At 40.8% G+C, this 13,223-nt stretch carries 14 protein-coding genes and 1 other annotated feature; of the genes, 3 read left to right on the top strand and 11 right to left on the bottom strand.

What is annotated here, in order from left to right; translation table 11 throughout:
* Nucleotides 1-28 precede the first annotated feature (28 nt).
* The 8 genes from rplJ to rpmG all read right to left on the bottom strand — a co-directional run bounded on the left by rplJ (nt 29) and on the right by rpmG (nt 4,815).
* Nucleotides 29-535, bottom strand: a complete 507-nt coding sequence (gene rplJ, locus ACYSNO_RS11410; RefSeq protein ID WP_461731205.1) for a 50S ribosomal protein L10 — start codon at nt 533-535, stop codon at nt 29-31.
* Nucleotides 536-572: 37 nt separating this feature from the next.
* Nucleotides 573-701: a sequence feature (ribosomal protein L10 leader region), on the bottom strand.
* A 55-nt stretch (nt 702-756) separates the two neighbouring features.
* Nucleotides 757-1,446 (bottom strand): 50S ribosomal protein L1, encoded by a 690-nt coding sequence (rplA, locus tag ACYSNO_RS11405; RefSeq protein WP_461731204.1) that lies wholly within the window; start codon nt 1,444-1,446, stop codon nt 757-759.
* Between the two features lie 104 nt (nt 1,447-1,550).
* Nucleotides 1,551-1,973 carry a 50S ribosomal protein L11 gene (gene rplK / locus ACYSNO_RS11400; protein ID WP_461731203.1) on the bottom strand — a complete coding sequence of 141 codons (423 nt, stop codon included), beginning with the start codon at nt 1,971-1,973 and terminating at the stop codon, nt 1,551-1,553.
* Nucleotides 1,974-2,123: 150 nt separating this feature from the next.
* Nucleotides 2,124-2,993: an L-serine ammonia-lyase, iron-sulfur-dependent, subunit alpha gene (sdaAA, locus tag ACYSNO_RS11395; RefSeq protein WP_461731202.1), complete on the bottom strand. Its 870-nt coding sequence runs from the start codon at nt 2,991-2,993 to the stop codon at nt 2,124-2,126.
* Nucleotides 2,994-3,005: 12 nt separating this feature from the next.
* On the bottom strand, nt 3,006-3,671 hold the full coding sequence (gene sdaAB, locus ACYSNO_RS11390) for an L-serine ammonia-lyase, iron-sulfur-dependent subunit beta (protein ID WP_461731201.1): 666 nt from the start codon (nt 3,669-3,671) through the stop codon (nt 3,006-3,008).
* Nucleotides 3,672-3,804: 133 nt separating this feature from the next.
* Entirely contained in the window at nt 3,805-4,350 is a 546-nt protein-coding gene (gene nusG / locus ACYSNO_RS11385; RefSeq protein ID WP_461731200.1) for a transcription termination/antitermination protein NusG, read from the bottom strand.
* Nucleotides 4,351-4,478: 128 nt separating this feature from the next.
* Nucleotides 4,479-4,649, bottom strand: a complete 171-nt coding sequence (secE, locus tag ACYSNO_RS11380) for a preprotein translocase subunit SecE (protein ID WP_461731199.1) — start codon at nt 4,647-4,649, stop codon at nt 4,479-4,481.
* Between the two features lie 13 nt (nt 4,650-4,662).
* Nucleotides 4,663-4,815: a 50S ribosomal protein L33 gene (gene rpmG, locus ACYSNO_RS11375; RefSeq protein ID WP_461731198.1), complete on the bottom strand. Its 153-nt coding sequence runs from the start codon at nt 4,813-4,815 to the stop codon at nt 4,663-4,665.
* Between the two features lie 148 nt (nt 4,816-4,963).
* On the opposite strand from rpmG, the gene cbpA reads away from it, so the two are divergent.
* Together cbpA and ACYSNO_RS11365 are read left to right on the top strand one after the other, a co-directional pair.
* Nucleotides 4,964-5,611 (top strand): cyclic di-AMP binding protein CbpA, encoded by a 648-nt coding sequence (gene cbpA / locus ACYSNO_RS11370; protein ID WP_461731197.1) that lies wholly within the window; start codon nt 4,964-4,966, stop codon nt 5,609-5,611.
* A gap of 140 nt (nt 5,612-5,751) precedes the next feature.
* Nucleotides 5,752-7,449, top strand: a complete 1,698-nt coding sequence (locus ACYSNO_RS11365; RefSeq protein WP_461731196.1) for a methyl-accepting chemotaxis protein — start codon at nt 5,752-5,754, stop codon at nt 7,447-7,449.
* Between the two features lie 160 nt (nt 7,450-7,609).
* On the opposite strand, the gene ACYSNO_RS11360 is transcribed toward ACYSNO_RS11365, so the two are convergent.
* Nucleotides 7,610-8,104, bottom strand: a complete 495-nt coding sequence (locus tag ACYSNO_RS11360; protein WP_461731195.1) for a QueT transporter family protein — start codon at nt 8,102-8,104, stop codon at nt 7,610-7,612.
* Nucleotides 8,105-8,895: 791 nt separating this feature from the next.
* Here ACYSNO_RS11360 and ACYSNO_RS11355 point away from each other — a divergent pair.
* Nucleotides 8,896-9,861, top strand: coding sequence for a diacylglycerol/lipid kinase family protein (locus ACYSNO_RS11355; protein ID WP_461731194.1), 966 nt, complete (start codon nt 8,896-8,898; stop codon nt 9,859-9,861).
* Nucleotides 9,862-10,042: 181 nt separating this feature from the next.
* Here the strand turns inward: ACYSNO_RS11355 and recD2 are convergent, their stop codons facing one another.
* Complete coding sequence (gene recD2, locus ACYSNO_RS11350; protein ID WP_461731193.1) at nt 10,043-12,484, bottom strand: SF1B family DNA helicase RecD2; 2,442 nt, start codon at nt 12,482-12,484, stop codon at nt 10,043-10,045.
* A gap of 32 nt (nt 12,485-12,516) precedes the next feature.
* Nucleotides 12,517-13,020, bottom strand: a complete 504-nt coding sequence (gene trmL / locus ACYSNO_RS11345) for a tRNA (uridine(34)/cytosine(34)/5-carboxymethylaminomethyluridine(34)-2'-O)-methyltransferase TrmL (protein WP_461731192.1) — start codon at nt 13,018-13,020, stop codon at nt 12,517-12,519.
* Between the last annotated feature and the right edge of the window lie 203 nt (nt 13,021-13,223).

Raw genomic sequence — 13,223 nt, 5'->3', positions numbered from 1 at the left:
AGATATCTTTTTTATTTTTAAGCAGCGATTAAGCTACTTCTTCTTCGTCTTTGCTTTCGATTACTGCATTGACAGCGTAAGCCACGTTGCGGACTGGCGCTTGTAATACAGATAATAGCATTGATAATAGACCTTCGCGGCTTGGTAATTTCGCTAATGCAACAACTTCTTCCAAAGTTGCTACTTTCCCTTCAATTACGCCACCTTTGATTTCTAAAGCTTTTGCTTCTTTTGCAAACTCATCGATGATTTTCGCAGGTGCGACAACATCATCGTTACTGAATGCAACGGCTGTTGGTCCAGTAAACACTTCATCTAATCCTTCTAAACCTGCTGCTTGCGCCGCACGTGAAAGAATTGAGTTTTTGATTACACGGATTTCAACGTTTGCATCACGTAATTGTTTACGTAGTGTTGTCACTTCGTCTACTGTTAAACCACGGTAGTCAACGATCACAACGGATGCTGCTGCTTTGAATTTTTCTGTTACTTCTTCAACCATTGCAACTTTTTTTGCCATAATTGCGTTACTCATTATAATTTCACCTCCTGATTTTGATGGGAGAGTTCTCGTATAAATACAAAAAACCCTATGCCACCGTAGACATAGAGGGACTATTGAATGCTTGCATCAATAAACGTCCTCGGTAGGAATTATGACGATTGTCACCTACTGTCTTCGGTACAGTTAATATTTAACCTCAGTCATCTTACCATAGGTCCGATGACTGAGTCAAGTATTTTTATTTCATTTTATTAAAATGAATCTTCTGCAACATGTACTCCAGGTCCGAATGTTGTCGTTACTGAAATATTTTTCATGTATTGACCTTTAGCAGCAGCAGGTTTTGCTTTTACTAATACGTCATGAATTGTTTTGAAGTTTTCTACTAATTTTGCATCATCAAAGGATACTTTACCGATTGGAACATGAACGTTACCTGCTTTATCTACACGGTAAGTTACTTTACCAGCTTTTACTTCTTCAACTGCTTTTGTTACGTCCATTGTTACTGTACCAGTTTTCGGGTTAGGCATTAATCCTTTTGGACCTAAGACACGACCTAATTTCCCAACTTCAGCCATCATATCTGGTGTCGCTACTACAACATCAAAGTCGAACCAGCCACCTAAGATTTTTTGTGCTAAGTCGCCTTCACCTACAAAATCTGCGCCAGCAGCTTCTGCTTCTTTTGCTTTTTCGCCTTTAGCGAAGACTAAAACAGTTTGTGTTTTCCCTGTTCCGTTTGGTAAGACAACTGCTCCACGGATTTGTTGGTCCGCTTTCTTAGGGTCGACGTTTAAACGGTAAGCAACTTCAACCGTTGCGTCAAATTTTGCAATGTTTGTTTCTTTTGCTAAGGCAACTGCTTCTTCTACTGAATAAGCTTTCGTCGCATCAATTTTTTTCAATGCATCTTGCATTTTTTTGCTTTTTTTAGCCATTTTTGTGTTTCCTCCTTATGTGGTTATAACGGTAGAACCTCCCACGTATCCTATATTTTTCAATATAGTACGAACTGAGAAGCTACTCCTTAGGGTCATAGAAATTACTCTACAGTGATCCCCATGCTTCGTGCAGTTCCTTCAACCATACGCATAGCCGCTTCAATCGTTGCTGCGTTTAGGTCTTCCATTTTCAATTCAGCGATTTCTTTAATTTGGTCGCTTGAAACTTTTGCAACTTTATCTTTGTTCGGCGTACCAGAACCTTTAGTAATGTTTGCAGCTTTCTTTAATAATACTGCTGCTGGTGGTGTTTTTGTAATAAATGTGAATGAACGATCTTCATAAACAGAAATTACTACAGGAATGATTAGTCCTGCTTGGTCAGCGGTACGAGCGTTGAATTCTTTTGTGAATCCCATAATGTTCACGCCTGCTTGACCTAATGCTGGTCCTACTGGTGGAGCTGGTGTTGCTTTACCTGCAGGAATTTGCAATTTAACGATTTTTTCTACTTTCTTTGCCACGAGACATACCTCCTTGGGTCCGTGATGTGGTTAATTGGAGATCCAAATTTCTCCTCCCACTTTAAAACTGTTACTTGTGAACGTGCACAGACACGCACACTCAGAAAATTATAACAGAAAAAAAATATATTTCAACTTTTTTCGTTTCTTTTATTCATTTCCTAAAATTTCTTGTGCCAAGCGTTGACCAGTCGGGCTCATTGCTAAGCCTCCTTCGGCAGTTTCTTTGAAAATACCTGGCATTTGACGTCCCACGCGATACATCGTCTCCACGACTTCATCTGGTGGAATCACACTTTGAATTCCCGCTAAGGCCATATCTGCTGAAATAAAAGCTTGTGAAGAGCCAAGAGCGTTGCGTTTGACACACGGCACTTCCACCAGTCCGGCTACCGGATCGCAAATCAAGCCCATCATATTTTTCAAAGTAATGGCAACGGCTTGAGCGGAAGCTGCGGCACTTCCTCCTTTGGCAGAGACCAGAGCTGCTGCAGCCATCGCACTGGCGGATCCGACTTCTGCTTGACAGCCTCCTTCGGCACCAGAAATCGAGGCATTGTTCGCCATTACGAGGCCGAAAGCACCGGCTACAAATAAAAAGTCCAACTGTTCTTCTCGCGTCAAATTTAAACGTTCCCGACAAGCCATGAGTACCCCCGGGACAACTCCCGCACTTCCCGCAGTTGGTGTCGCGCAGACCAAGCCCATCTTGGCATTGACTTCATTGACACCAATCGCATTGCGGACGGCATTTAAAATGACTTCCCCGCTTAAAAAATCACCGGCTAACAAATACGCATTCATTCGCTTCGCATCGCCACCTGTTAATCCGGTCACTGAGGTCACACCGGCTACCCCTTCAGCAACCGATTGTTCCATGACCGTTAAATTTCGGTCCATTAATTCAAGGATTTCCGCTCGGCTTCGACCGGTTAATTCGATTTCTGTTGCAATCATTAATTCTGCCACCGATGGGTAAGCCTTACTTTGTTCGACTAGTTCTTCGATTGAATAAAACATTTTCTTGCTCCTTTATCCAAAATAAGATGCGCTATGGATGGCATCGATTTGTTGAATTTTTGCTAAAAAATCATCGCGGCGTTCATCGGTTTCAATAATCATAATCGCTTTTTCGCCTTTTGATTCTCGGGTGACCGTCATCGTTCCGATATTCACATCCGCTTCAGAAAATAACTGCGTCACTTTGGCAATCATTCCCGGAACATCTTGTTGCACGATAATAAACGTGGGGGTACCTAGCGAAAGGGAGAGTTTAAAGCCATTGACTTCCGAAATTTGGATATTCCCACCGCCAATTGAGATACCAGTCACGGTCAGTTTATGATTGCCTTTGGTGACTTTTAGTTGAACCATGTTCGGATGCTCTGCTTTTTCTTTTTTCGGAACAAAGCACACTTCCATTCCTGACTCATAAGCAATTTTTAAGGAATCAGCTAAACGCGGATCGTCGGGCTCCATTCCTAACAAGCCACCAACTAAAGCAATGTCCGTTCCGTGACCACGATACGTTTTTGCAAATGATTCGTATAAATAAATATCCACGCTTTCCGGTTGTTCACCAAAAATCCGTCGGACCACTTTCCCAATTCTAGCTGCTCCCGCAGTATGCGAGCTACTCGGACCAACCATAATAGGGCCAATAATATCAAAGACACTCCGGTATTTTAATTGTTCCATTTTTTTCGCTCATCCTTTCTTTTTCAACCAAACTTCATATTGTTTGGCGATTCATTTGTGAAAACCCCTACATGTATTCAGGCAAGAGAAAAGAGCTGCAACGCGAGTTACAACCCTTACTTTTTGAAGAGAATTAATCAATTTTATCGATTTGATCAAAATCAAGTTCGGTGCTTGTTTCACGACCAAACATCTCAATATTCACTTTGACTTTATGTTTTTCATCATCGACTTCTGTCACTTGTCCTTCAAGACCAGAAAATGCCCCTTCAATGACTTTCACCGTTTCTCCTAGTTCCACTTGAATCTCGGAAGTTCGTGTGCTCATACCTAACGAGCGTAAAATTGAGTTAATTTCTTCTGGTAACAAAGGAGCGGGCTTGCTTCCTGCACCGTGTGAACCAACGAAGCCTGTTACTCCCGGCGTGTTCCGCACGACATACCAAGACTCATCCGTCATCGTCATCTCAACTAATACATAACCTGGAAACGTTTTGTTGATGACTTCTTTTTCTTTGCCATTTTTTACTTCTTTCGTCGTTTCTTCAGGGACAACCACACGGAAAATGTAATCCCCCATACGCATGCTTTGCGCACGTGACTCGATATTTGCTTTCACGCGGTTTTCGTATCCTGAATAAGTATGTAAGACATACCAGCTTTTCTCAAAAGATTCCATTTTTATTGGCTCCCTATTCTTTAGTCTCTTCTTCTGCAAATAAAAAAACCTCAGACCATCCGAAGTTTTTTTCTCAAGAAGTATTATACCATTTTTTTTTATGCTCTGCTAGTGAAATCCTCTTGCGCTTACTTCAAAATCCAACTGAAAAGCGATTGAATTCCCGTATCCATTACATAGAATAATAACGCAAAGATCAATGATGTTTCAATCACAACAATCGTATCCTTACGTAATTGTTTCCCTGTTGGCCAAGTGACTTTTTTCATTTCTTCATTGACACTACGTAAAAATTTCATGGCACGCCCTCCTCTACTTGGTTTCTCGATGCAATGTATGTTCTTTACAATACTTACAAAATTTATTGATTTCTAATCGGTCGTTCTGCTTCCCTTGGCTGACTGCTCTTGCGTAGTTACGTGAACCACAAACAGAACAAGCGAGAGCTGATTTTTTAACTGCCATCTCACGGCCTCCTTTGTTGCCTAACACATCGGTCATTCTTAATAAATTTAGCACGATTTCAAAAAACTGTCAATTCGAACTAGGACTTTCTTTCGTAATGTGATATTATAATCAAGTTAGAAATGAATGAGATTTGGAGGTGCAAAAAATGTTATTGGAGTCCATCGTCACATTTAAAAAGGACTTAACTGTGGTCAACGAGTCTCAGACACTCGCTGAAGCTTTGACGATTTTAGAAACATCAAATAACCGTTGTGTACCGATTTTAGATGATGTCAATCAACTATTTAGAGGCAATATTTATAAAATGCATATTTATCGTCATTTAGCCAACGGAGGCGATATGAACCTCCCTGTGACCTATTTATTAAAAAATGCAACAAAATTTATTTATGATGATTCTTCTTATTTTAATCTTTTTTTCTCAATAAGAGATTTGCCTTATATTGCTGTTCTCACACACGATAAAAACTTTTTAGGAATTTTACCTCATGATCGCTTGCTAGAAATTTGGCATGAACGCCTGGGTCTCAATCATTATAGTGATATTTTAACGATTGAAACCAACGGCGCCCAAAATGACTTGGCAATCATTACGAAAATTATTTCCAAATATACCTTTATTCAAAATTGCCTTACTTTAAATAGCTTCCCTCACGAGAAAAAACAAGAAGTCTTAATTACATTACCACCAACGCTTCCATCTGAAGTAAAAGAAAAAATTGTTCAACGTTTAGAAAGAAAACGTTACACGATTACACGGATTGATTCTTCTGTCCCCCGGCCTTCTCTCTAAACAAAAACATAAGAAATGAAGAAAGTTTGATTCTTTTTTCATTTCTTTTTCATTTTAAGCTTAAATTATTCTTTCATTCACCGATTCTTAAAAAGGAGTGACGTCTTTTTTTACTAAGATTAAAAAGGAGTTAGGAATGAATGAAAACAAGCATCATTAAAAAAATCACCAGTTTTGTTGTCTTAATTGTTTTCACCAGCATTGCTTTGCTTGGCAGCCTCACCTTGTTCTTTAGTTATCGCCAAACATTAAGTGCTGCTGGCGTTGAGTTAACCAGTTGTGCCAATATTACAACGGGAATTATTGGAGCCAAAGATCTCATGAAAGTACTCGAAGGTGATCCAGAAGCGACTCTGATTGTTAATCAACAAATTGAGTGGACCATCGAACACAAGCCAATTTTTGCGACCAACTATATTTTAGCGCTGGATGGAACCATTATCGCGAGCGATTCCCACTTAGCGGACATTGGGCGCTCGACAGGCGATCAGGTCGAACTCTCTGAAGAAGCACTTGCGCAGTTACAGGCCGGACATACGTATCACACGGGCCTTTATACAGTCAATGGACAGGAACGCCAAACAGGGTACGCCCCGATTTATCGTGACCACAATCCTAAAAATGAACTCATTGCCATTAACGCGATTGACTTTGAAGGTGCGCTCATTCGGCAACGAATTTGGGAAACCAACCAAGCAACATTATTATTGACAATTCTTTTGCCTCTCACTGTCGCATTGCTTACCTTTCTTTTCATCAAGAAAACCATGGCGCCCATTCAAGCTTTGCAGGCTCATGTACAGGAACTCGCAAGCGGCAATTTGACTTCAGACGACCTCGTCATTCAGCAGCAAGACGAGCTTGGACAATTAGCTACCGGCTTTAACCAAATGCGTCGCGAGTTAAAACAACTGATTTGTGAAATGGAAGCGTCCGCTACCACGACCAATGAAAGCGCCCAAGAGTTACTTGCCAGTTCCGAACAAACACAACAAGCCACACAAGTGATTGCCAAGGCTTTTGCAGAGACTGAAATGCTCATTAACGAACAATCTACCTTAACTGCACAAGCCGATTCTGAATTAACGGAAATGTCTCAGCAAGTCCAGTCGATGACTGAAAAGATTCATCGCTCAACGACCACTGCGACAGAAACAGCTAACTTTGCTCATTCCGGTCACCAAGTAGTCGAGCAAACGTTAACCCAACTGGACAAGATTCATACGAATACAACGGAAGCCAATCAAATTTCAGAAACCTTAAATCAAAAAGCACAAGAAATTAATCAAGTGATGACCTTAATCACTCATATTTCAAATCAAACCAATTTATTGGCGCTCAATGCATCGATTGAGGCAGCTCGTGCCCAAGAACACGGAGCAGGATTTCTCGTTGTTGCCGAAGAAGTTCGTGAGTTATCGGTCCAGACAAAAGAAGCTGCGGAACAAGTTTCTGGCTTAATTCAAGAACTACAAGCCAACGCGACACACTCACTAACAAAAGGGCAAGAAGGCCATACGATTGTCAAACAAGGAGTGCAACTCATCCATCAAACCAAAGAAGCCTTTGCGCAAATTTCTTCCAATGCGATGAAAACAGCCGAACAATCTCAAGCCCTCTCACTTGAAACAGAGACGATTAAAAAAAGAATGCTAGACTTGGTTGATGAAGTCCAAAATATTACGACTTTAGCGAAGCAAGTGACCGAAAACAGCCAACAAACGAGTGAAACCAGTCAGGAACAAACCATCGTAATGGGTGAACTCGTTGAAGTTTCTCGTGGCTTATCTATTCTCGCAGAGCAATTACGCTTTCATATCAAGAAATTCCAACTCTAGGATATGAGGCAACCAACTGATTGTGCGAACAGAAAAGTCAAATAGGAGGCGACAAAAGCACTGCCTTTTGTGGCCCGTTCACCCGCCAGACCTTCGTAAAATACCAAAGAGGCTGTGACATCTGTCACAGCCCCTTTTTTTAGGTTGTTTTTTATCTTTGTTAAACTTTTTGATCAAAACGAACGGTTTGGTTAATCCAGTACATGAGCGGTGCCGATAGACTCATGATAATGAACTCACTCAGTGCTGTTGTACCAAATGTTAACCAAAAAGGCAATTCGGCTGTAATCATTAACATAATGGCAATTAAGAACATACTTGCAGTAAAAAAGAAAACATTTAAGGCAAGGCGTTGTTTTACATTGGGAACGACTCGATACAAACTAGCGGTTAGTAATAAGGCAAGTAATGTCTGCCCGCCACCAAATAAAACATCGAGTGGTCCAAAACCAAAAAATAAGTTGTAAACGATGACTCCTCCAAAGACTCCCCAAAGAAGCTTTCGATTGAACACGACTAAATGATTCAAACTTTCAGATAAACGAAATTGGATCGCTCCGGATGAAAAGGGTAAAACTAAACTTAGGACGACATAGAGCCCCATAATCATTGCATTTGCTGCAAATACTCGAATTCTACTACTGTTAGTACTCATTTTTTTCCTTCTTTCTCCAAGTTTTTTTAACGCGGGATGGTTGATGAACCGCAAAGGGTATTATAGCATATCTTAGATACGTGTCAAATGACCTTGTTTTAGTCGGTGCCCTCTCCTTTTCCCATTGTTTGAAAGCGACGCCCTTGTTTTTTACGATGAACCCTCCGTGCAACGAAATAAGTGAAATACAAAATAAGATAAATGAAAAACAAAAAACCTTGCGCACAAGCGAAGAGCACTCGGAAAAAGGGCGCTAAGTCAAAAAAAGTTAATAGGAAAAATTCGAAAACAACTAAAAAAAACGACACACCAATCAAGTGATAAAACTTCATTTACTCTCTCCTCCGAAAGAGAGTATAGCAAAAAATCGCGCAAACCTTTATTTTTTTGCCTCACCTCTCTTTTTCCTCCCCCCTCCGAGTGTAAACGCTTGCATTTATTCAGATTTATGCTATATTATAAGTGTAAGGAGACATAGGAATTCCCGGTAGGGTAGCCGAAAAAGGTGCTACATGAAAAGAATGATTGTGATTTCTCTGAAACATCAAGAAAAGGACGTGGGAATTTGAAGAACTCCTTACTAATTGAATAGGGATCCGATGAGTTTACACCAATAAGAAGTGGACATAAGAACCTTCTAGTGTAAAGTAGCCGTAAAGGTCGAACGCAACAGGCGTAGACAAAACACATAAAAAGGCTCATCGGATTCTATTTTTTTGCCTTTTTTCGCTCCTTTTTCTACATTCATGGTATAATTATAGGAAAATTTAAGATAGATGAGGTTCGTCATTTTGAAATTCCATTATCATTTACTGATTAATCCCGCTTCAGGCGGTGGTAAAAATAAGCAACTCAGTCAAGAAATCATTGGTTTACTCGAAAAAAATAATTACCTTTATACGACTTATCAAACAACCTATGCTGGGCAAGAACGGTTGTTTACGAAAGAACTGCTTGAACAGACCTTAATTCCGTGGAAAGAAACGAGCATTGATTCGGAGACTCCCTTCCCACTTTTGATTGTCATGGGTGGAGATGGTACCTTGCATCAAGTGATTGATGAGTGTTACCAGTTAAGAAAAGAAATTCCTATCGCCTATATCCCTGCTGGATCAGGCAATGATTTTGCTCGTGGTTTTGGGATTTCTCGTGAAGCGAAAAAGGCCTTTTGGCAAATCGTGAAGACCCAGTCACCAAAGACCATCAATATTCTTTCCTATCAAGAAAAGATTTCAGGTGATACTGGGATCATCCTCAACAATATGGGAATGGGCATTGACGGGGCTGTGATTCATCAAACGACCCAAACGACGACAAAAAAATGGTTACGTCACTTGCATCTAGGCTCGATGACCTATCTTTTTTCTGTTTTCAGTGTGCTCTTTAAGCAAAAAGGCTTTCCGATTTTAGTCGAAGCCAACGGGCAAACATGGAACTTTAAAAAAGCTTTCTTGTGTACGATTACCAACCACCCTTACTTCGGTGGCGGGATCGCCATTGCCCCCATGGCCAACAGCGCCATTGCCAATTTTGAATTTGTCTTAGTCGAACGGCATTCAATGCTAAAAATATTTCAACTAATTTTAATGCTCTTATTTAAACAACAGGAACGCTCCAAGCATTTTATCCATTTTTCAACCAATCGACTCCGACTCGTTTCAACCGTTCCCCAATACGGGCAGGTCGACGGTGAAGTCATTCAGAAAAAGCCACTTGACCTCCTATTCACACCTATCAAGCAACAAATTTGGTTGTAGAAAATCGCATGCTAATCAAAAGAGGTGTGACAACAGTCGTTTTTCTCTGAGAAACGGGAGGGCAATGGACCCAATTGACGGTTGCAAGCGCCCGGATTTCATGAAATTGCCGGTTTATCCATCAAAAACTCGTAAGCACGAAGGTCCTGTGGCTATTGTCACAGGACCTTCGTGCTTATTTTTAATTCACTGGCATAAAATCAAATGGACTGAGATTTTCCATGCCAATCATCGGATCCACTTGTGCTTTTTGGACCATTTCAATCGTTAAATAGTCTGGGGCTTCAGCGGTTTCTTCCACTATTTCAACAGGCATATCCTTTACGGTACGTCCGTTTGAACTCGCTGCTTCCTGCTTTTCTTCTCGCACAACAGAAACTGCGATTTCTTCACCTAAAATCCGTTCTTTTAAAGCAGTCAAGCGAATGTGCGACTCTTGCTCAATGCTTCGTTGATAAGCAGACGGCTCTCCGAGTAAGATCAAAAGTTCCTTACTACGCGTTACTGCTGTATACAAAAGATTGCGTTGCAGCATACGCCGATACTGATGAACCATCGGCAAAATGACCATCTTAAATTCGCTTCCTTGCGCTTTATGTATGGAGCAACAATAAGCCAGCGTGATTTGTTGCCACTCATTCCGAGTGTAGCTGACCTCATTCAAGTCAAAACGAATCAGTAATTCATCGACCTTATCTTCCGATTCTTTGGCATAAGTAATCCCAACAATCTGCCCCATATCACCGTTGAATACATTTTTTTCTGGGATATTTTGTAACTGCAAAACTTTATCGCCAATTCGATAAGCCACATCATTAAATTGGACTTCTTTTTTCTTCCCGTTTTCATTCGGATTAAAAATTTCTTGCATCATTTGATTTAAGGCATTAATCCCTGCTACCCCACGGTACATTGGCGCTAGAACTTGGATATCTTGTGGAGTAAAGCCTTTTTCTTTTGCCTTGGTCACAATATTGGCAATAATCGGCTCAATTTGCTGCGCATCACAACGAAAATAAGAACGATCCTTTTGATTTTCGAGCAAATTCGCAGGAACTTCTCCATTTTTAATTTCGTGGGCTAAAGGAATAATACTCGAACCATCTCCCTGACGATAGATTTCTGTTAACTCTTGTTTGGGGATTGTCGGTATTTCTAACAAATCATGCAACACTTGTCCCGGTCCAACCGAGGGCAGTTGATCTTTATCTCCTACCAAAATGACTTGCATCCCTTCAGGAATCGCTTTTAATAACGTATTCGCCAGCCAAGTATCGACCATAGACATTTCATCGACGATTAACAAGGCGCCTTCTAGCTCTTTTGTGCCTTCTTCAGAAGGGGTTTCATGACTGTTTAGACCCAATAATCGATGAATCGTACTGCTAGGCAGTCCAGTCGTTTCGTTCATCCGTTTTGCAGCTCTACCAGTTGGTGCTGCAAGTAGAATCGGAAAGTTTTCATCCGTCTGTTTCTTTACATCAAGTTCGATGTCATGTAAATCAGCAAACATTTGAACGATGCCATTAATCACGGTCGTTTTCCCGGTCCCTGGTCCACCTGTCAAAAGAAAGAGCGGCGAGGAGATTGCTGCTTTAATCGCGACTTCTTGAGAGGGACCATAAGTCATCCCAAGACGCTTTTCTGTTTTTCGAACCAGTTTATTTAACGTTTCTTCTGGGTAATTCAAGGACGCTTGTCCGTCCAACAGCCGCTGAATTTGCGAGGCAATCCCGACTTCAGCAAAATACAAACTGTTTTCAAAAAGACGTGTTCCTTCTTGCTGGATTTTCCCCTCTTCTACCAGTTGAATCACACAATCCGCTAGTTTTTCCGGTTGAATTTCAACCGGTCGACTAGTTTCTAAAAGCGTTAAAGCTTGCTCCAACAATACTTGCGCCTCGACATACGTATGCCCTGTCTGTAGGGATTGCTGCATCACTTGAAAGAGAAGTGCCGCTCGTAACCGTTGAGGCGAGGTCGACTCAATCCCAATTTCTTCTGCAATCTGATCTGCTTTTTTAAACCCAATCCCTTCAATATCTTCGACGAGACGATAAGGATTTTCCTCGATGATTTCAAGCGCTTCGTTTTTATAACATTTATAAATGGCAAACGAAAAATGACTGCTAAAACCATAGCGGTTCAAACCAACAATTACTTGGTCCATTCCATAATTCAGCCGTAAGGTTTCCACCAAGGTCACCCGACGTTTTTCGTTTAGTGCAGGGATGCTTTCTAAGACACTCGGATCCTCCAAAATGCGATCAATCGCTTCTTCGCCTAGTTCATCAATAATTCGTTCGGCGGTTTTTTTCCCAATTCCTGGAAACTGATCACTGGACAAATATTGAATCAAGCCACTCTCAGAAGTCGGTTGCTCTTTTTGATAGGTATCCACTTGCAATTGTCTCCCATACTTTGGGTGTTCAACAAACGAGCCAAAAAAGCGATACAACTCCTCTTCTTGAATCTCGCCAAAACTGCCAGTCACAACGAGTTCATCGTCGCGGCAATCACTATTTGTTTCGACAATTTTAATTAAAATAACTTTATAAAAATTGGATGGATTTTGATAAAAAATCGCGACAACTTTGCCGACGATATACAGACTCTCAGACACCGTTGTACGCTCCTTTCCCTATGAATCATCTCTCAATCAATTTTATCATTTTCATAATGATGTGTCACTTCTAATCCTGGAAAACCTTGTTGGCGCAAAGCCTCATAAACAATCATACAGGCCGTGTTGGATAAATTTAACGAACGAACGTGTTCATCATTCATTGGAATGCGTAAACACTTCTCCGCATTTTCACGCATGAAACTTTCTGGCAACCCAGTTGTTTCCTTACCAAAAATAAAAAAATGATCTTCCCCATCGGCGTAGTTTACTTCGCTGTATGAACGATTCGCGAATTTCGAAATCAAATGGAGGGAACGATCACCTACAAAGGATAAAAAAGCCGCTAAGTTCGGATGGTAATAAATTTCAACGTCATGCCAGTAATCTAAGCCCGCTCGTTTTAGCTGCTTGTCATCGACTGAAAAGCCCAATGGTTCAATTAAGTGTAAGGGCGTATTGGTTGCTGCACAAGTTCGAGCGATATTTCCTGTATTGGCTGGAATTTGCGGTTCAAATAATGCGATATGGTTCATGACTTTTCCCTCTTTTTCTGTAAATTTACATTTTTTCAAAAAAAAAACGCAGCAACTCGGTGTCTAGCACGGCGAGTCGATACGTTAGTGAAGTTCTTTTCACTAACTTTTATCAGAACAGGATGCTGATAAAAACCAATGAAAATTAACTTGTTCTTAATATACCATTTCCTTCTGAGTAATTCAATAAAATACTATAAGAA

The organism is Enterococcus sp. LJL98, from assembly GCF_054871745.1.
Note: the sequence above shows the minus strand (reverse complement) of the source record. Positions and strands in the feature narration are given on the sequence as shown.

Excerpts from the sequence above, each read along its gene's own strand:
- rplJ (WP_461731205.1), bottom strand. The coding sequence starts at position 535 with ATGAGTAACGCAATTATGGCAAAAAAAGTTGCAATGGTTGAAGAAGTA.
- rplA (WP_461731204.1), bottom strand. The coding sequence starts at position 1,446 with ATGGCTAAAAAAAGCAAAAAAATGCAAGATGCATTGAAAAAAATTGAT.
- sdaAA (WP_461731202.1), bottom strand. The coding sequence starts at position 2,993 with ATGTTTTATTCAATCGAAGAACTAGTCGAACAAAGTAAGGCTTACCCA.
- sdaAB (WP_461731201.1), bottom strand. The coding sequence starts at position 3,671 with ATGGAACAATTAAAATACCGGAGTGTCTTTGATATTATTGGCCCTATT.
- nusG (WP_461731200.1), bottom strand. The coding sequence starts at position 4,350 with ATGGAATCTTTTGAGAAAAGCTGGTATGTCTTACATACTTATTCAGGA.
- secE (WP_461731199.1), bottom strand. The coding sequence starts at position 4,649 with ATGAAATTTTTACGTAGTGTCAATGAAGAAATGAAAAAAGTCACTTGG.
- rpmG (WP_461731198.1), bottom strand. The coding sequence starts at position 4,815 with ATGGCAGTTAAAAAATCAGCTCTCGCTTGTTCTGTTTGTGGTTCACGT.
- cbpA (WP_461731197.1), top strand. The coding sequence starts at position 4,964 with ATGTTATTGGAGTCCATCGTCACATTTAAAAAGGACTTAACTGTGGTC.
- ACYSNO_RS11365 (WP_461731196.1), top strand. The coding sequence starts at position 5,752 with ATGAAAACAAGCATCATTAAAAAAATCACCAGTTTTGTTGTCTTAATT.
- ACYSNO_RS11360 (WP_461731195.1), bottom strand. The coding sequence starts at position 8,104 with ATGAGTACTAACAGTAGTAGAATTCGAGTATTTGCAGCAAATGCAATG.
- trmL (WP_461731192.1), bottom strand. The coding sequence starts at position 13,020 with ATGAACCATATCGCATTATTTGAACCGCAAATTCCAGCCAATACAGGA.